The organism is Paenibacillus wynnii (assembly GCF_000757885.1).
GTDB classification, from domain to species: Bacteria; Bacillota; Bacilli; order Paenibacillales; family Paenibacillaceae; genus Paenibacillus_AQ; species Paenibacillus_AQ wynnii.
This window is the reverse complement of sequence record NZ_JQCR01000001.1, coordinates 472,389-488,915: the sequence shown is the minus strand read 5'-3', so window position 1 is coordinate 488,915 and position 16,527 is coordinate 472,389. Positions and strand designations below refer to the sequence as shown.

The window sequence follows — 16,527 nt, the reverse complement described above, 5'->3', positions numbered from 1 at the left end:
GATTTTGGATGATTATGTATTTTAACATTGTACCTTAAACTGTTGTGCTTTAAAAATAACTATTTATTAAAATGCTTTTATAAAGTATTATTTAAACCGAGGTGAGAGATCGTGGAGAACATCGGTGGAAATGCCCTGGTTATTAAAGAGGTCAATATAAACTTGGTACGGAGAGTACTAAAGGAAAAGAAACAAGCTACAAAAAAGCAAATCGCAGAGACAACAGGACTCAGTATCGTGACAGTAGGGACAATGCTGCAGCATTTGGTTCAACAGAATGAAGTGCTCGAAGGTGGGTTGAGTTCCTCTAGCGGAGGGAGACCTGCGCAACAATATATATATAATGTGGATTACGCGCTGGCGTTGATTTTGTTCCCTTTTGAAAAAAATGGATTGATCCTGATCCGCCATACTGTGGTCAATCTATCCGGCCATTGTATGCACGAGGCAGAGGTGAAGGTGGAGATCATCGATCTCGCAACTTTTGAAAAGATCATAGATCCATTGCTTATAGCCTATCCCTCCATTCAGGCCTTGGGCTTTGGCTTACCCGGTGCGGAATACGATGGGGAAATGATTGTTTCGGACTATGAAGCCTTACTGGGTATCTCTTTGACTGAGCATTTCAGGAATCGCTATCAAAAACCGGTTGTGATGGAGAATGATGTGAATGCAGCAGTGATCGGGTTTTGCAACAGAACTCAGGCTGCGCCTGACTCCGCGATTGTATATTTATATTTTCCAGAACGGTTTCCCCCGGGTGCTGGTTTATATATTAACGGAAAGCTGTACAAGGGAAAACGAAGCTTTGCTGGAGAAGTGGCGAATATGCCGCTGGGGATTCCATGGGGGGAGGAGTCTTTGCTTGCCTCCTTCGATCTGCTGTGTGAAGCAATCGCCAAACTTACGGTTTCAGTCAGCAGTGTGCTGAATCCGGATTCCGTTGTGTTATATGGAAGCTTTCTGCAAGCCGAGCATGTTCATGCCATAACGGAATTATGCAGCACGCAGCTCCCGGCAAGCGCGATGCCGAAGATTATCCTCACAGAGGACTTTGCAGCAGATTACCTGAAAGGGATGATCGTGCAAACCTTAAGCACATTGGAACCTAACTTACAGTTAACCAAATAAAAGATATAGGTGGTAAACAATATGGCTACGCTTTTTTTAATCATCATCTACTTGGCGTTCATTAGCTTGGGATTGCCGGACTCTATGCTCGGAGCGGCTTGGCCTGTTATGCAGGTGGAATACGGGGCAAAGGTAGAAATGGCCGGGGTGCTTTCTATTATTATCATAGTGGGGACGATCATCTCGAGTTTAGGCAGTGAGACTATTCTAAAACGCTTGGGTACCGGAAAGGTTACCTTTATTAGTGTAGCAGTTACTGCTGTGGCTCTATTGGGATTTTCTTATGCACCTTCTATAATCTGGCTTGCTGTATTGGCTTTACCTCTGGGTTTGGGAGCAGGTTCTATTGACGCAGGGTTGAATAACTATGTAGCTACCCACTACAAAGCACATCACATGAGTTGGCTGCATTGTTTCTGGGGAGTCGGGGCCATGCTTGGACCTATCATTATGTCCCACTTTATTGCACAGGACAATTCATGGAGAAGCGGTTATTTTGTCGTAGCGATCATTCAATTCGCGCTGGTGGTACTGCTGTTCGTTACTCTTCCTCTGTGGAAGCGCTTGGAGAATCAAGGCGGGGTGGATATAAAAGAAGAGGTTCAAGAGGATACATCTAATCCTTTAACTGAAGAATCAGCGCAATATGAAAAGCCTTTGAAAATTAAGGGTGTAAAACTGGCATTAATAACTTTTCTGTTTTATGTGGGGATGGAAGCAACAATGGGCCTCTGGGGCAGCAGCTTCTTGGTGAATGTGAAAGGAATGTCTGCTTCCGCAGCGGCACAATGGGTCTCTATGTATTATGGAGGAATCACTGTAGGCCGGTTTATAACCGGATTTGTTACGTTCAAATTCAGCAATCGTACGCTTATACGTACAGGACAATTCATAGCCTTGGTTGGAGCGATCCTATTGGTACTTCCGTTACAAACGATCTTTTCCCTATTCGGCTTCATCTTAGTTGGCTTAGGATCTGCACCTATTTTCCCCTGTATGCTGCATGAAACGCCTGTCCGCTTTGGAAAGAAACATTCACAGAAGATCATGGGCTACCAAATGGCTGTTGCCTATACCGGTGGCGCTATCCTGCCGCCTCTCCTTGGATGGGTAGCGGCTAATACTTCATTTGTAATTTTCCCAATAGTTAATGTGGGTTATATTATCGTTATGCTTATTGCGTCGGAGAAGATCAATGGTTTGATGAAAAAGCGTCTACCGCATAAACATGCTTAATAGATAACTTGTTGTTTGAGTATAGTAATCAGGTGCTTGAACAAAGGCAAACCCGTACGAAAGTCGGGGACGCAAAGCCACGGGCCTTCCGTCATGATTCTATCATGACCTGGCAGCCGGGTTACTCAAGGGACTTGGTTTTTTTGTTGCATTTTTTAAGGGGGAGAAATATGAAGAGAGTATCAAGAAAATGGATGGTTGGAATATTGGTTGTTGGATTACTGACGGTAGGAATAGCCCTCCCAGGGCAACAGGTATCAGCGGCAACTACATACACCTTTAAAGATGAAGTAACGAAGTTTACGTTCAAGGGGGGTCTTGTAAATATATCGGGATCTCACCTGGTTTGGCGGTCTAGGGGTACAACTGGTGCCGGTCAAATCTATTATGGCAACACGTCGACCGGCAAAACTCTTGCAGTGACAAAACACGGTAAAATTACGGATACGCCAGTGGTGGGCATTAATGGACGCGGTGAACCGATTGTTGTGTGGGCTGATAAAAGAGACCAAAGTGTCGGTGTTGAAAATATCAACTGGGATATCTACAGTTACAATGTCAGAACACAGATCGAGACAAATATATGATCAGGTAAAGGGTACCCTGACAGATTTAGGTAGGGGGAGAGATCCAATAGTTAGGAACGGGCGTATTGTCTACAAAGGAGAAATGGACGGAGATCTCTATGAATATGTGATCTCATCCGGATCAACCCGCAAAATTCTTGACCTACCATACACTTCCTATGTTGAGCGCTTTGTGTTCAACGGCAACCAAGCCCTTTGGAAACAACGGAATTTCGACCAATATGGGAAGAATGTTTATCTCAATCTGGATGCGGTTAATCCCCAGCCGACAGATTTAACTCTACCAGTCATACAGGGTAAAAGTGAATACAGGCAAATGAGTATATCGAAGCGATACGCTGTTTGGCTGGAGACTTCTGGCGACAAAGTAATGTTAATGGGTGTAGACCTTGAGTTAGGAAATGCATTTAACTTGGGTGCGATAAAGGTAGCGCAATTTGTTGGTTTCAATGGGGAAAAGCTTGCTTTGGTTATTGATGACAAACTGGTTTACCGGAATATCGTGCGTAGTAATTAAGGTTGACATAATGGAATAGAGAAGGCCCCCTTATGTAGCATTCAAATGCCTAGTTAACGGGGCTTTTAGTATTTATCTTCGAATCGTATGTAAATACCTGTCCTTGATATCCGGTTGCTTCAAAGATTACCACAAGCGAGATACATCCTCCGGTGGTTTTCTTTTTTTCAGACTAATATTATTAAGGAGTGTCTTAATGAAGGTGAAAAGAGTTTATAAGTTATTTTTATTATATTAATTCTCTTTTTGGGGTTATATGCTATTAATAGGGATTGTAATAGGCAATATGCTGACAAAGAACCACGGAAAATTATTTGGTGTAATTAACTTTATAAAATAAAAGTAATATCAAGTGAATTCACCAATGATACTTAGTGTTTCTTGTACAAGAGACAAGGAGGGGGCTGCGTCTTATATGAAGCTAGAAGAATTATTAATTTTATTGAGTGAAAATACTTTTCCATTCAGAGCATCTCGTAGACCAAGCCCTAATTCAGTGATTAGTACATTAGCAATTGATCAAATAGCTTTAGTTACTCCTTGGTTTAAGATTGTATTTATTTATGAATATGAGAATCGAGAAGCACTGGAAAAAGACAGAATGACATTATATAAAAAATTCAAGAAAGTTTATTTTGATGGGGAAGTCGTTGAGATTATAACTAGGAATATTTACATCGTTACTTCTAAAGATAAAGGGGAGAGGGAATCTAAGATCGAAAAGCAACTAAGGGATATATGTATAAATAAGGGTGGGAACTGATGAAAGTTAAAAAAATCGAATATCCAACTGCACTCTCAAAAATAGTAGATATTCATGATAATAATATTGATGTATTTATTGAACTCGAGGATGGAACCCATATTACTGTTGTTGTAAGTACACCGTTAAATTTACTTAGCTACATGAATAAAGAAAACATTAATTTCATTTCTGCGACTCAGCCTGATATTATTGTGAAATCTTTAACCCAAGAGAATATTGAGCAAGCTGTTGAAAATTATGCTGAGGGGGACGCATTCTGGTTAAAACTATTGTTTGTTGCACATGTTGATAGAGAATTTATAGACATGGACAGAATAGAACAATGTTTTAAGAGAATAAAAAGAGATAATCAAGAGATAGAGCTAAGCTAGCTAAGATTAGCTACAGCAATTTCTCCATAACCATCACATCAATATACTTGTTGTCCATAACGCCTTGTTTCTCAAATACACCTACTTCTCGGTAGCCCATTTTTCGATATAAGCCCTGACCGTTCTGGTTGAAGGGGAAGGTATAGAGTACGATTTTATGAAAATGGAGCTCTGCTGCTGCGGTTTCCAATGATTGCAGGAGCGAAGTGCCAACGCCTTGCCCACGGAATTTACGGTCAATGTAAACGGAGAGGTCTGCAACGCCACTATAAGCACAACGATGGGAATACGGGTTAAGGGAAGCCCAACCGGCCACCTCGCCGTCCAGCACCGCCACCAGTACAAGATACCGCCCTTGATGTTCTTGAAACCACGCTTCCATATACTTTAAGTCTTTAACCTCTATCTCAAGTGTGGCAATACGATCCTCAATGCCTTGGTTATAAATCCTAAGAATACTCTCAATGTCACCGAAAGTGGCGTGCCGAACAGGTAGTGTAGACATTCATTTATCCTCCCTGACAAGTATGGAATTATTGGGGTTATATAGACTGAACTTAAGATTTAGACATTGAAGTGATAAATAAAGTTTAGAGGGAAAAGTCCCCTATATATTCAAGGGAATTATCAATATTGGAGTAGAGTCAATAAGTTGGTGTAAGAGAGTGGTCGTATCTCCTCAGGGATCCGCGACAACTACGGAAAATCGTCTATCTACATGGGTTTCAACATATATAGTTGCACAACGTACACTTATGGTTCACTTTTAGCACACTTTTTGATTTTTAATTGCACTTTATACACTTATTTTTGGGTATTCTGGGGTTTATCCGGCATATCCGTGTTTTTAGTTGCACTAAGTACATCTATCCTTACATACGAGCGCCAAAAGCCAGAAATAAGTGTACAAAGTACATCTATTCCACAGACTACCCTACTATAATTTGAGCCAAAATCTGAAATTCAAGGTGAAGAATTCGCTCTATAATTGGATGAAAACTTGCAAAATACAAATACATCTCAAGAGAAATCACCCGGTTATAGGTGCACAACATCTGCTTGATTTCCCCATAGCATCATTGAACAGCTTCACAGACCGCAATACCGTTTCCTTCTCATATTCAGTCATATGGGAGAAGACTTCATCGAGGTAATTGTTCATTTCCTGATCAATGGTGGTAGCTACCATTTTTCCCGCAGCAGTCAGTGAAAGAGTGAAGACTCTTCGATCGCTGGGATCGGGTGTTTTCTTGACCAGATTCATTTTAACAAGGGATTGAACTTGTCGGCTAAAGGTAGTTATATCCGTTGATAGAATATCTGCAACCTGCTGCATGGAAGGGTTATGCTGCCGATCTATTTCATATAACAGATGGCTTTGTACTAAGGAAATGTCACAACCGCATACAGTACAGCAGTTTCTATTCAGCAGGCCAAAGCGCCGGGTCATGATTTGGAACAATTCACGTCCATTTTCCATGGAGATCACCTCATGTCTTAGTTATAGCGCATGTATTTGCAAAATACAACTAGTTTTTGGTGTTGATAATTAGAAGGTAGTATATTAGAATATAAGCATAAGCTTATGTAAGTAGGGGGAAGGAGGAATAGATATGGAAGCATTATCGATTATAGCAGATGACCTGAAGCTGTTAGGTGACAAGACACGACTAGCTATGCTTGCCCTTTTAAAAGAGCGGGAATGGTGTGTATGTGAATTTGTGGCGATCTTCGATATTTCCCAACCGGCAATTAGCCAGCATTTAAGAAAGTTAAAGAGCCAGGGCATCGTCAAAGAGAGTAAGCGCGGACAATGGGTACACTATTCCTTAAATGTTGAGGATAAGCCCTACATCCGGGCGGTTCTGGATCAACTGCCGGATTCAACCACCATACTATCCCTTTTGAATAAAGAAACGGTAGTAGCTTCATGTGAGTAATGTAGAAATCTAAAATTACAATGGAGGTCTCACAGTGATTATCTTGGCAAGTATTATTTTTATTATTACTTTAGTGTTCGTCATTTGGCAGCCTAAGAACCTATCGATTGGTTGGTCTGCCTGCGGCGGCGCTATAGTGGCTTTGCTAGTAGGCGTGGTTAGCTTCACCGATGTGAGGGATGTAACCTTGATCGTGTGGAATGCAACTTTAGCTTTTGTAGCCATCATCCTGATCTCTTTAATTCTGGACAAAATCGGATTTTTTGAGTGGGCTGCCCTACATATGGCTCGTGCTGCTCATGGGAATGGTCTGCGGATGTTCGTATATGTAACCATTCTGGGTGCGGTCGTGGCTGCCTTTTTCGCCAATGACGGAGCTGCGCTCATTCTGACACCTATTGTATTAGCGATGGTGCGGGCCCTGAATTTTGATGAGAAGAAAGTATTTCCTTTCATTATTGCCAGTGGATTCATAGCGGATACGACTTCGCTGCCACTAGTCGTCAGTAATCTGGTTAACATCGTGTCTGCGGACTTCTTCGGGATTACCTTTATGGAATATGCAGGGCATATGATCATCCCTAACCTATTCTCATTAGTGGCGAGCATCCTGGTGTTATACCTGTTCTTCCGCAAAAGCATCCCCGGCAAGTTTGACAGCTCGCAGTTGAAGAACCCTCAGGACGCCATCAAGGATAAGAAGATGTTTCAGTTGTCCTGGGTAGTACTCGCCGTCCTGCTTATCGGGTATTTTGTCAGCGAATTTCTGAACATTCCGGTTTCCATGGTTGCCGGAGTGATCGCCGTCTTTTTCCTGCTCATGGCGAGAAAGAGTCCCTTTGTTAAAACCACGGAAGTGATTAAAGGGGCACCTTGGGCTGTCGTATTTTTCTCCATTGGGATGTATGTCGTAGTGTATGGTCTAAGAAATGCCGGACTTACAGATTTGCTCGCGGATGTGATACAGGCGACTGCCGATCAGGGTCTATTCGCTGCAACCATGGGGATGGGGTTTATTGCCGCGTTTATCTCATCGGTGATGAACAATATGCCTACAGTAATGATTGACGCACTCGCTATTGATGCCACGAATACCAGCGGAATCATCAGAGAGGCTTTGATATACGCAAACGTGATCGGTTCTGACTTAGGGCCTAAGATCACTCCCATCGGTTCACTCGCCACCTTGTTGTGGCTGCATGTGTTATCGTCCAAAGGCGTTAAGATTTCCTGGGGAACTTATTTTAAGACAGGGATTATCTTAACAATTCCGACGTTGTTTATCACTCTGTTGGGACTGTATCTGCGTTTAACCATTTTTTAATATAAAGGGGACGATCTATCATGGACAAAAAAACAATCTACTTTTTATGCACAGGAAATTCCTGCCGAAGCCAAATGGCTGACGGTTGGGCGAAGCAGTATTTGGGGGATAGCTGGAACGTATATAGTGCGGGAATTGAAGCTCATGGTCTGAATCCAAAAGCTGTTCAAGCTATGAATGAAGTAGGAATTGATATTTCCAGTCATACCTCTGATATTATCGATAGCCACCTGCTTAATACTGCAGATCTGGTAGTAACTCTATGCGGAGATGCCGCAGATAAATGCCCAATTACACCACCCACGGTGAAACGTGTACACTGGGGTTTTGATGATCCGGCTAAAGCGCAAGGAACCGATGAAGAGAAATGGGCGGTATTCCAACGGGTTCGTGATCAAGTAGGGGAACGTATTAAACGTTTTGCGGATACCGGCGAGTAATAAGGGTGCAAGCTGCTAGCCGGGAAGACTCCCGGCTTTTTCTCTAGAAGAGAAGGGAGAGTATGAAGATGAAAACCATTGTGATTTATGATCCGGCGATGTGCTGTTCTACAGGAGTATGCGGACCAAGCGTGGACCCGGAACTGATTCGTATGTCAGCTGTTGTAAACAACCTGAAGAAGAAGGGGATTTCTGTATCTCGCTTTAATTTGTCCAGTGAGCCGGGTGCTTTTGTAGACGATGCAACTGTAAAGCAATTACTGACGGACCACGGCCCGGATGTTCTTCCAGTGATTATCGTGGACGGCCAGGTGGTTAAACAACGAAGCTACCCCTCCAATGAGGAGCTGGAGTCGTGGTCTGGAATCCCGGCTTCCGAGCTTGTAATGAAACCTAAAGTCCGGGTGGAGCTCAAATTGAAATCACAATAATGAGAGAAGGGTCACTGATGGGGACTGCGTTTGATCCGCACGTAATGGCACGAACACCCTACTTGTTTTTTACTGGAAAAGGGGGAGTAGGCAAAACCTCCACGGCTTGCGCTACAGCGGTAGCCTTAGCGGACTCCGGCAAAAGAGTATTACTGGTTAGTACAGACCCAGCGTCGAATCTGCAGGATGTCTTTGGGATGGAGCTTTCCAATGTGCCGGTTTCTGTGGGAGACATACCTAATCTCTATGCTACGAATCTGGATCCGGTGATGGCCGCAGAGGCTTATAAAGCCAAAGTAGTGGAACCTTATCGCGGAGTATTGCCCGATTCCGTGCTGGCCACTATGGAAGAACAACTGTCTGGAGCTTGTACGGTAGAAATTGCTGCTTTTGATGAATTCACGGCACTCTTGACTAATGAGCCTTTGAAGTCTCAATATGATTACATCCTGTTTGATACGGCACCCACAGGACATACCCTTCGTTTATTACAGCTTCCCACAGCTTGGAGCGGATTTCTTAATGAAAGCACACATGGAGCATCCTGTCTGGGTCCGCTTGCTGGCCTTGAAGCTAAAAAAGAGCTTTATGAACAAGCGGTAATGACCTTATCTGATCCAGCGCTCACAACATTAGTTCTGGTAACCAGACCCGAGCGGACACCCTTAATAGAGGCAGCTCGTGCTTCTGCTGAACTGCAGGAGATTGGGATAGGGAATCAAACCCTGCTGATTAACGGAGTTCTTCATTCTTTCACCGAGAGGGATTCTGTATCCACAGCCCTCTATGAAAGACAGCAGTATGCCATGGAGCATATACCGGAAGCGATCCAATCCCTGCCGAGATACCAAATCCCCTTAGCCTCTTTTAATCTAACCGGGATTGAAAGTTTGCGTCATTTTTTTAATTCAGGTCAAAGGAATGCTACAGATGTACCTAATGCAACAGGCCCAGTGTCTGTCCCGGCGCTTTCCACCCTCATAGAGGGATTAGCTACAGATGGTATTCGGGTAATCTTCACGATGGGCAAAGGCGGAGTAGGGAAAACAACCGTTGCTTCGGCTATTGCCGTGGGACTCGCAGAACGCGGACATCGTGTTCATCTGAGCACTACCGATCCGGCAGCCCATTTGGACCAGATCTTTGGGGAAGCCTCAGGCATGATTTCACTCAGCCGGATTGATCCCAAGGTAGAACTGGAGAGGTACCAAACGGAGGTCATCAGCCAAAATGCAGATTCATTGGATGAGGAAGGACTGGCCTTTTTGGAAGAGGATTTAAGATCGCCATGTACCGAAGAAATTGCTGTATTCCGGGCGTTTGCAGATCTAGTGGAGCGCTCACAGGAAGAGATCGTAGTCATTGATACAGCTCCCACCGGGCATACTTTGCTGCTGCTCGATGCAACGCAGGAATACCACAAGGAGGTTGCTCGATCCTCAGGCCTGATTCCGAATTCGGTGCAGCAGTTGCTGCCTAGACTTCGCGACCCTAAAGAAACAAGTGTAGTTATAGTTACATTAGCTGAAGCCACACCGGTATACGAAGCGGCACGGTTGGAAACAGATCTGAAACGGGCAGGCATCCCAGCCAAGTGGTGGGTAATCAATCAAAGCTTTGCGGCTTCTGGAACGACTGATCCTATATTAAAAGGTCGGGCGGAGGCGGAGAAGGCCTGGATAAAGCAGATTGTAGAGTTTTCTAGTAATCACGCTGTGATTATTCCCTGGGAGGCGCAAGAAATAGCAGGCTATGAGCAATTGAAGATCCTTGGAGCATCAAAATATCAATAAAGAGATAAGGGAGAGAGCTATAGTGGCAAATTATCATGAGTTAATTGAAGGAAAAGTATATATTGGTGGGGAAGCGGCTTTGATGGAAGCACTCCGGGAGCAAGAGATTTCGGATGTTTTCGATTTGAGAGATACCGGAACTAAGGCTGAAGGCTTTCCGGCCGATGTAACCCGTCATCATTTTCCGATAGTAGAAGATGAGACAGGTCAAGAAGGTTCTGTGCATGCAGCGATCTTGGCGGTTAAGGAAGCCGTGGACAGCAACAAAACAGTATACTTCCACTGCGCAGGCGGACGAAACCGCACCGGTACAGTAGCCACAGGCTTATTAATAGAGCTAGGCTTGGCTTCCAGTGTAGAAGATGCAGCTAGCCTAGCCAAAGAAAAGCGCCCGGATATCAGCATAAAGCAAGAGATGCTGGATATATTGAATGGTTTTTATAGCACAGAGAGTAAATAATGAATAGATTAGGAATTCAATAAAGGTTGCTTTCTTAGGGGCTGTTGACCCAATGTGTTGTGGATTTTTATTTCACACCCCATTGGGCACAGCCTCTTTTTCGTACCCTTTAACAAGGATTAACATGTAAGATTTACATTTTTATAATTGCAGACTATGGGTAACAACAACATCTGTAGGGTAGAGGAGGGATTACAATGATCGAGCAAAGCGTAGTTAAACAAAAATTAGTGAAACATAAAAGACAAAAGATATCCGCAGAAGCGGTATTAAGAGGAGATATTAAAGGGATCAGAAGAATCCTTCCTTTCCTCGGTCCAGCTTTTATCAATAAAAGCCAAGAACACCCCTACCTCTATAGGTTGGGGATGAATCGGCGGTTTAAGAAACCGAACATATGTGCTAATATATCCCTATAACCCTTTTGAAAGGAGATGTGTGGCATGCTGTCATCGGATCAAGATTCTGGTACACAAAAACGTGTCCATAAAGCTTATAAGTACCGAATCTATCCGACAAAGGAACAACAGCAACTCATCCATCAGATGTTTGGCTGTTGCCGTTTTGTGTTCAATCATTTCTTGGGACTATGGAACAATACCTATGCGACAACTGGAAAGGGCTTATCCTACAACACTTGTGCCACACAACTTCCTGCTCTCAAAGGGCAATTTGAGTGGCTCAAAACGGTGGATAGTATTGCCTTGCAATCCGCCGTTCGACACGTAGCAGATAGCTTTGATCGGTTCTTTAAAAAACAGAATCAGGCTCCACGGTTTAAAAGCCGTAAGCATCCCGTGCAAAGCTATACTACGAAACAGACCAACGGCAACATTGCAATGAAAGAAAACAAACTTAAGCTCCCGAAGCTCGGTTGGGTTCGGTTTGCCAACTCCCGAGCCTTAGAGGGACGCATCCTTTCTGCCACCGTGCGACGAAATGCGGCTGGTAAGTATTTTGCATCCATTGTCTGTGAAGTTGACATACATCCCCTGCCGCAGAACAACAAGGTGATTGGCATAGACCTTGGACTCAAGGAGTTTGCGGTCTGCTCCGATGGATTACGAGTGGCCAATCCGAAGTGGTTTCGCCACTACGAGAAGAAGTTAGCCTTCTGGCAACGCCGCATGACTCGTCGCATGAGAGGCGGCTCCAATTGGTTAAAAGCCAAGCAGAAGGTTGCCCAAATCCACGAGAAGATTGCGAACGGTCGCCATGATTTTTTGCACCAACTCACGACCAGGCTGATCCGTGAAAACCAAACGATCAGCATTGAAAATCTTCGTGTAGCGAATATGCTCAAAAATCATAAGCTGGCGAAATCGATTGCCGATGCGTCTTGGAGCGAGTTCGAACGCCAAATTACATACAAGGCGAGTTGGTACGGACGGACGGTTAAGATGGCTCACACCTTCGCACCCACCAGCCAAACGTGTCATGTGTGCGGCTTCATCAACCAAGAAGTGAAAAACCTTTCGGTGCGGCAGTGGACCTGTCCATGTTGTGATGCACTTCATGATCGGGATGAGAATGCTGCACACAACATCAAACAAATGGCTATATAGAAGGATACATTCAACTGTGGGAACCACAGGGATCGCTTGGGATTCGGTTTTCCATTTTGGGGAATTGGATTATCACAACTCTGCTTCATTGGAAGCAACTACCCAAGAATCCTCCACCTCTACAGGTGGCGGGAGTGTTCAATATGGGTGATATTCGCCTCTAATTTAATGGCTGTTCTAATACAGTCTTTGTCCGCAAAGTTAGGTATTGCTACAGGTAAGAATTTGCCCGAGGTTGCGCGCGAAAGGTTCCCCAAAAGGGTATCCTTCTTCCTCTGGATTCAGAGTGAGCTCGTAATCATTGCCACGGATTTGGCAGAATTTATAGGAGCAGCATTGGGGCTGTATCTGCTGTTTGGTATTCCTATGCTGCCTGCTGCACTGATTACAGCTGTTGGTTCATTCGCTATACTAGAGCTGCAACGGCGCGGATATCGAACGTTGGAAGCCGGGATCGCGGGGATGGTATTGATCGTGGTGCTGGCCTTTGCCTTTCAGGTTATAGTAGCCAAGCCAGATCTGGGTGCTGTTGCAGCAGGGATATTTACCCCGAGATTTCAAGGTGTGGACAGCATATTATTAGCAGCGGGTATATTAGGCACGACGGTGATGCCGCATGCGATTTATCTGCATTCAGCTCTCACCCAAAACCGGGTAGTAGGTAAAAATGAAGACGAGAAGAAACAAATTTTCAAGTTGGAATTCATCGATATTATGATTGCTATGGTTATCGCGGGTGCTGTGAATATGGCAATGGTAGTCGTAGCGGCCGCTCTATTCTTCAAGAATGGTCTAGTGGTTGAAGATTTGAGTGTTGCCTTTGACCAGTTTAGACATCTTATTGGACCCGCAACAGCGATTTCGTTTGGTTTAGGGCTTCTAATTGCCGGACTTTCCAGTTCATCGGTAGGGACGATGGCGGGTGATGTGGTTATGCAGGGTTTTATTAATAAAAGAATTAACTTATATGTTCGGCGGGCAATCACCACGATTCCTCCGTTAGCCATTATCATGTTCGGCATTAATCCAACACAGGCGCTGGTAATGAGTCAGGTTATTTTATCCTTTGGGATTGCTTTTGCCCTTATTCCATTAGTCATATTTACAAGTAACCGTTCCATTATGGGCAGTCTGGTCAATCACCGAATTACCGCAACTTTAGGCTGGATCATTTCAGGATTAGTCGTCTCGTTGAATTTGTTTCTGGTGTTTGAGATGATTGTTTGAGAAAATGATGTAGCTTGTGCAATTGTCCTTTAATATAAAGAAAAGTAGGCTAAATCAATGACACATACCGAAGAGTCTAAGTCCGTTTACCGCTTCAGTGAAGCACCCATTTGGGAGCTCCAGCGTACTTATTATGAAGAACAAGGGACTAAGGCATGGGATAATGATGCGGTTCCGCAGTACATTACGAATAATCCGATGATTGCCACGGCCTATGCCGAGATGATCTTCGGATTCCTTCAGGATCGGGCCCATCAAGGCTATACTACAGATCCAGTTACTATACTCGAGCTGGGAGCCGGGGCGGGTCGATTAGCTTTTCATATCCTGAAGAAGCTGTGTGAAATTATTGACTATGCCGGAATCTCGTTACCCCCTTTTCGTTACGTGATGAGTGATTTACCTGCTAAAAATATTTCCACATGGCAGCAGCACCCCGGTTTACGCCCTTTTGTCGAGCAGGGAGTGCTGGATTTTGCCCTTTTTGACGCCGTGCAGGATACAGAATTACGTTTGTTACAGTCGAAGGAAGTGGTTCGGACAGGGGATTTGCAGCAGCCGTTGCTGATTGTGGCGAATTACTTTTTTGACAGTATTCCGCAAGAGCTTCTCTATGTAGATGAAGGCAAGATTTTTGAATGTCAGGTGTCGGTTCAACTGCCGGAGGATGCCGATGACCTTACACCTTCAGAGGTTCTGGAGCGTATTGTTCCCGAGTATCATTATCGACGAGCCGCTGAGTATGAACAGGCAACATATCCTTATCATAGTGTTATTGAACTCTATCAGCAGAAGCTTGAGGATTCGCATATTCTGTTCCCTGTTGTGGGTCTGGAATGTCTGGAGCGTTTGAGCCGGCTGTCTAAGGAAGGATATGCTCTACTAACAGCAGATAAAGGCGATCACAGGCTGGAGAACTGGGAATTTGCTGAACCGCCTAAGCTTATTCATCATGGAAGCTTCTCTCTGACGGCGAACTATCATGCGATTCAGCATGTTTTGGAGCAAAGAGGAGCACACGCTCAATTCACTGCACATCACTATAAAAACTTGAATATCGGCTGCATTCTTGTGGTTCAGACACCTATGAGCTATGCCAATACCCGTCTAGCTTATCAGCGGTTTATCGAACGATTTGGACCGGATGATTTCTTCAGTATGAAGGAATGGGTGGATCAGCAATTCGAAACGATGGGATTACAGCAAATTCTGGCCTTTTGGCGACTGGGCGGATATGATGCTGAACTGTTCATCCAGAGCGCAGAACGCATTTCAGAGCTGCTGCAAGAGGGCAGTGATGAAGAGATGCTGGATATTCAGCGAGGCATTCATTTGATGTGGACAGGCTACTATCCTTTGGCGCAGAACTATGACTTGGCACTGGACTGCGGGCTGCTGCTGTATGAAATGGACATGTTCGAGGACGCACTAATGTTCTTGGAGCGATCTCTCCAGGCCAATGAGGAAGAACCCGTAATGACGGTGCTCTATAGTCTGGCGATTTGCTGCTACGAGCTTGGTATGGAGGAAGCGGCAGGGAATTATACACGAAGAGCGTTAACGTTGGAGCCTGAGAATGAAGAGGCTAAGGAACTGCATGATTTGTTAACTAGATAAATATGTAGTTACAGAATACTATTTCATATTATTAGGTCAACCACAGAAGACGGGTTGGCCTTTTGTGTGTGAAGGACGTGTTACGAGCTAAGAGATGATCAGAAACGGTCATCAAGATGTCGTTGAACTTCCGGATAGCACAGGCAATTTACTGAACGCCTACACAGTTGTTCAATATAGGGGCACGGTGGTATGATCCCAATACGGCACGTTTTCTGGAGGAAGATACATTCGAGGGTGATATGAATAAGGTAAATCAATCTGTAGATATAGAGGTGATTTATGAAAAAGTATATTTCAATTGGTGAGATGTCAAAAATAAATAATATATCCATACAGGCTTTAAGGCACTACGATAAAATAGGGCTGCTAAAACCATCATATATAGATGAAAATAGTAAATATAGATATTATGCTATTGATCAGATACCTTACGTGGATGTCATAAAGAGTTTGAAGTACATGGGACTGTCGTTGGAGGAAATTAGGAGTATTGTTCTAGAAAGTGAGAGTTTGGAAGAGTTATTAATAAAATTAGAAGAGCAAAAGAATTTAATCGATAAAAAAATAAAAGAGCTTAAAAACATTAAGTCGGCTCTTTCTTATAAAATACACAACATTAAAGAGGGAATAACAAGGAAAGATTTTGGAAGTGTGTATGTAAAAAGGATGGAAGAGAGAAAGTACGTATATATACCCTTAGAGAATGGCAAAAATGACTTAACTAATGATGATAGTGTAATACTTGCCTTAAGAAATGTAGGATTAATATTAGAAAAAGAAAATATTATTGAGGGCTGTATAGGGGTAACTAGTGTAATTGAAGAAAACAAGATTATTTATGAGGATATTTTTATATTAATTGAAGAAATTTCTTCAATATATAACCATAAGAATATAAAAGTTATTCCAAGTGGTGAATATTTATGTGTTCTATATCGAGGTGTGGAGACTAATAGCGAGAACTATTATAAAAAACTATTGAAATTCATAGAGGAAAACAACTATAAAGTTGACGATAAATATTATGAAATATCCTTAATAAGTGGTATCGCTACAGTAAATCCAGATGATTACATAGTAGAAATACAAATATTAATAACATAGTTGACTCTATTGTTA

Annotated in this window: 17 protein-coding genes, 2 pseudogenes and 1 riboswitch; of the genes and pseudogenes, 17 read left to right on the top strand and 2 right to left on the bottom strand. The window is 43.5% G+C overall.

From position 1 onward, the window contains the following. Positions 1-111: 111 nt before the first annotated feature. The 6 genes from PWYN_RS02355 to PWYN_RS02330 all read left to right on the top strand — a co-directional run bounded on the left by PWYN_RS02355 (position 112) and on the right by PWYN_RS02330 (position 4,608). On the top strand, positions 112-1,131 hold the full coding sequence (locus PWYN_RS02355; protein WP_036647926.1) for an ROK family protein: 1,020 nt from the start codon (positions 112-114) through the stop codon (positions 1,129-1,131). A 21-nt stretch (positions 1,132-1,152) separates the two neighbouring features. Beyond that, positions 1,153-2,367: an MFS transporter gene (locus tag PWYN_RS02350; protein WP_036647924.1), complete on the top strand. Its 1,215-nt coding sequence runs from the start codon at positions 1,153-1,155 to the stop codon at positions 2,365-2,367. A 35-nt stretch (positions 2,368-2,402) separates the two neighbouring features. Continuing rightward, positions 2,403-2,496, top strand: a riboswitch (cyclic di-GMP riboswitch). Positions 2,497-2,537: 41 nt separating this feature from the next. Continuing rightward, a complete protein-coding gene (locus PWYN_RS02345) occupies positions 2,538-2,954 on the top strand; it encodes a TolB-like translocation protein (protein ID WP_036647921.1) in 417 nt (138 codons plus the stop codon). After that, positions 2,923-3,471 (top strand): hypothetical protein, encoded by a 549-nt coding sequence (locus PWYN_RS02340; protein WP_157261065.1) that lies wholly within the window; start codon positions 2,923-2,925, stop codon positions 3,469-3,471. Before PWYN_RS02345 ends, PWYN_RS02340 begins: the two co-directional genes overlap by 32 nt. 415 nt (positions 3,472-3,886) lie before the next feature. Beyond that, complete coding sequence (locus PWYN_RS02335) at positions 3,887-4,234, top strand: hypothetical protein (RefSeq protein WP_036647915.1); 348 nt, start codon at positions 3,887-3,889, stop codon at positions 4,232-4,234. Further along, a complete protein-coding gene (locus PWYN_RS02330) occupies positions 4,234-4,608 on the top strand; it encodes a hypothetical protein (protein ID WP_036647913.1) in 375 nt (124 codons plus the stop codon). The genes PWYN_RS02335 and PWYN_RS02330 overlap by 1 nt, the downstream gene beginning before the upstream one ends. A gap of 10 nt (positions 4,609-4,618) precedes the next feature. On the opposite strand, the gene PWYN_RS02325 is transcribed toward PWYN_RS02330, so the two are convergent. Together PWYN_RS02325 and PWYN_RS02320 are read right to left on the bottom strand one after the other, a co-directional pair. Next, positions 4,619-5,113 carry an arsinothricin resistance N-acetyltransferase ArsN1 family A gene (locus PWYN_RS02325; protein ID WP_036647911.1) on the bottom strand — a complete coding sequence of 165 codons (495 nt, stop codon included), beginning with the start codon at positions 5,111-5,113 and terminating at the stop codon, positions 4,619-4,621. Between the two features lie 525 nt (positions 5,114-5,638). After that, positions 5,639-6,088: a MarR family winged helix-turn-helix transcriptional regulator gene (locus PWYN_RS02320; RefSeq protein WP_036647909.1), complete on the bottom strand. Its 450-nt coding sequence runs from the start codon at positions 6,086-6,088 to the stop codon at positions 5,639-5,641. A gap of 133 nt (positions 6,089-6,221) precedes the next feature. On the opposite strand from PWYN_RS02320, the gene PWYN_RS02315 reads away from it, so the two are divergent. The 11 genes and pseudogenes from PWYN_RS02315 to PWYN_RS02265 all read left to right on the top strand — a co-directional run bounded on the left by PWYN_RS02315 (position 6,222) and on the right by PWYN_RS02265 (position 16,512). Then, entirely contained in the window at positions 6,222-6,548 is a 327-nt protein-coding gene (locus PWYN_RS02315; protein WP_036647906.1) for an ArsR/SmtB family transcription factor, read from the top strand. A 34-nt stretch (positions 6,549-6,582) separates the two neighbouring features. Continuing rightward, on the top strand, positions 6,583-7,872 hold the full coding sequence (locus tag PWYN_RS02310) for an arsenic transporter (RefSeq protein ID WP_036647903.1): 1,290 nt from the start codon (positions 6,583-6,585) through the stop codon (positions 7,870-7,872). 20 nt (positions 7,873-7,892) lie between these two features. Then, the gene (gene arsC / locus PWYN_RS02305) at positions 7,893-8,312 is read left to right on the top strand and encodes an arsenate reductase (thioredoxin) (RefSeq protein ID WP_036647900.1); all 420 of its coding nucleotides are present in this window, start codon (positions 7,893-7,895) and stop codon (positions 8,310-8,312) included. Positions 8,313-8,380: 68 nt separating this feature from the next. Beyond that, positions 8,381-8,743: an arsenite efflux transporter metallochaperone ArsD gene (arsD, locus tag PWYN_RS02300; RefSeq protein ID WP_036648278.1), complete on the top strand. Its 363-nt coding sequence runs from the start codon at positions 8,381-8,383 to the stop codon at positions 8,741-8,743. Between the two features lie 17 nt (positions 8,744-8,760). Beyond that, the gene (arsA, locus tag PWYN_RS02295) at positions 8,761-10,536 is read left to right on the top strand and encodes an arsenical pump-driving ATPase (RefSeq protein WP_036647898.1); all 1,776 of its coding nucleotides are present in this window, start codon (positions 8,761-8,763) and stop codon (positions 10,534-10,536) included. A 22-nt stretch (positions 10,537-10,558) separates the two neighbouring features. Beyond that, positions 10,559-10,996, top strand: coding sequence for a protein-tyrosine phosphatase family protein (locus PWYN_RS02290; RefSeq protein ID WP_036647895.1), 438 nt, complete (start codon positions 10,559-10,561; stop codon positions 10,994-10,996). Positions 10,997-11,193: 197 nt separating this feature from the next. Beyond that, positions 11,194-11,325 (top strand): annotated as a pseudogene (locus PWYN_RS30540) (Nramp family divalent metal transporter); the annotation flags it as partial. 114 nt (positions 11,326-11,439) lie between these two features. After that, positions 11,440-12,561: an IS200/IS605 family element RNA-guided endonuclease TnpB gene (gene tnpB, locus PWYN_RS02280; RefSeq protein ID WP_052087691.1), complete on the top strand. Its 1,122-nt coding sequence runs from the start codon at positions 11,440-11,442 to the stop codon at positions 12,559-12,561. Between the two features lie 141 nt (positions 12,562-12,702). Then, positions 12,703-13,788: pseudogene (locus PWYN_RS02275) on the top strand (Nramp family divalent metal transporter); the annotation flags it as partial. A 57-nt stretch (positions 13,789-13,845) separates the two neighbouring features. Continuing rightward, a complete protein-coding gene (locus PWYN_RS02270; RefSeq protein WP_036647892.1) occupies positions 13,846-15,405 on the top strand; it encodes an SAM-dependent methyltransferase in 1,560 nt (519 codons plus the stop codon). Positions 15,406-15,687: 282 nt separating this feature from the next. After that, on the top strand, positions 15,688-16,512 hold the full coding sequence (locus PWYN_RS02265) for a MerR family transcriptional regulator (RefSeq protein WP_036647890.1): 825 nt from the start codon (positions 15,688-15,690) through the stop codon (positions 16,510-16,512). The last annotated feature ends 15 nt before the right edge of the window (positions 16,513-16,527 follow it).

Excerpts from the sequence above, each read along its gene's own strand:
- PWYN_RS02350 (WP_036647924.1), top strand. The coding sequence starts at position 1,153 with ATGGCTACGCTTTTTTTAATCATCATCTACTTGGCGTTCATTAGCTTG.
- PWYN_RS02345 (WP_036647921.1), top strand. The coding sequence starts at position 2,538 with ATGAAGAGAGTATCAAGAAAATGGATGGTTGGAATATTGGTTGTTGGA.
- PWYN_RS02340 (WP_157261065.1), top strand. The coding sequence starts at position 2,923 with ATGTCAGAACACAGATCGAGACAAATATATGATCAGGTAAAGGGTACC.
- PWYN_RS02335 (WP_036647915.1), top strand. The coding sequence starts at position 3,887 with ATGAAGCTAGAAGAATTATTAATTTTATTGAGTGAAAATACTTTTCCA.
- PWYN_RS02330 (WP_036647913.1), top strand. The coding sequence starts at position 4,234 with ATGAAAGTTAAAAAAATCGAATATCCAACTGCACTCTCAAAAATAGTA.
- PWYN_RS02325 (WP_036647911.1), bottom strand. The coding sequence starts at position 5,113 with ATGTCTACACTACCTGTTCGGCACGCCACTTTCGGTGACATTGAGAGT.
- PWYN_RS02320 (WP_036647909.1), bottom strand. The coding sequence starts at position 6,088 with ATGGAAAATGGACGTGAATTGTTCCAAATCATGACCCGGCGCTTTGGC.
- PWYN_RS02315 (WP_036647906.1), top strand. The coding sequence starts at position 6,222 with ATGGAAGCATTATCGATTATAGCAGATGACCTGAAGCTGTTAGGTGAC.
- arsC (WP_036647900.1), top strand. The coding sequence starts at position 7,893 with ATGGACAAAAAAACAATCTACTTTTTATGCACAGGAAATTCCTGCCGA.
- arsD (WP_036648278.1), top strand. The coding sequence starts at position 8,381 with ATGAAAACCATTGTGATTTATGATCCGGCGATGTGCTGTTCTACAGGA.
- arsA (WP_036647898.1), top strand. The coding sequence starts at position 8,761 with ATGGGGACTGCGTTTGATCCGCACGTAATGGCACGAACACCCTACTTG.
- tnpB (WP_052087691.1), top strand. The coding sequence starts at position 11,440 with ATGCTGTCATCGGATCAAGATTCTGGTACACAAAAACGTGTCCATAAA.
- PWYN_RS02270 (WP_036647892.1), top strand. The coding sequence starts at position 13,846 with ATGACACATACCGAAGAGTCTAAGTCCGTTTACCGCTTCAGTGAAGCA.
- PWYN_RS02265 (WP_036647890.1), top strand. The coding sequence starts at position 15,688 with ATGAAAAAGTATATTTCAATTGGTGAGATGTCAAAAATAAATAATATA.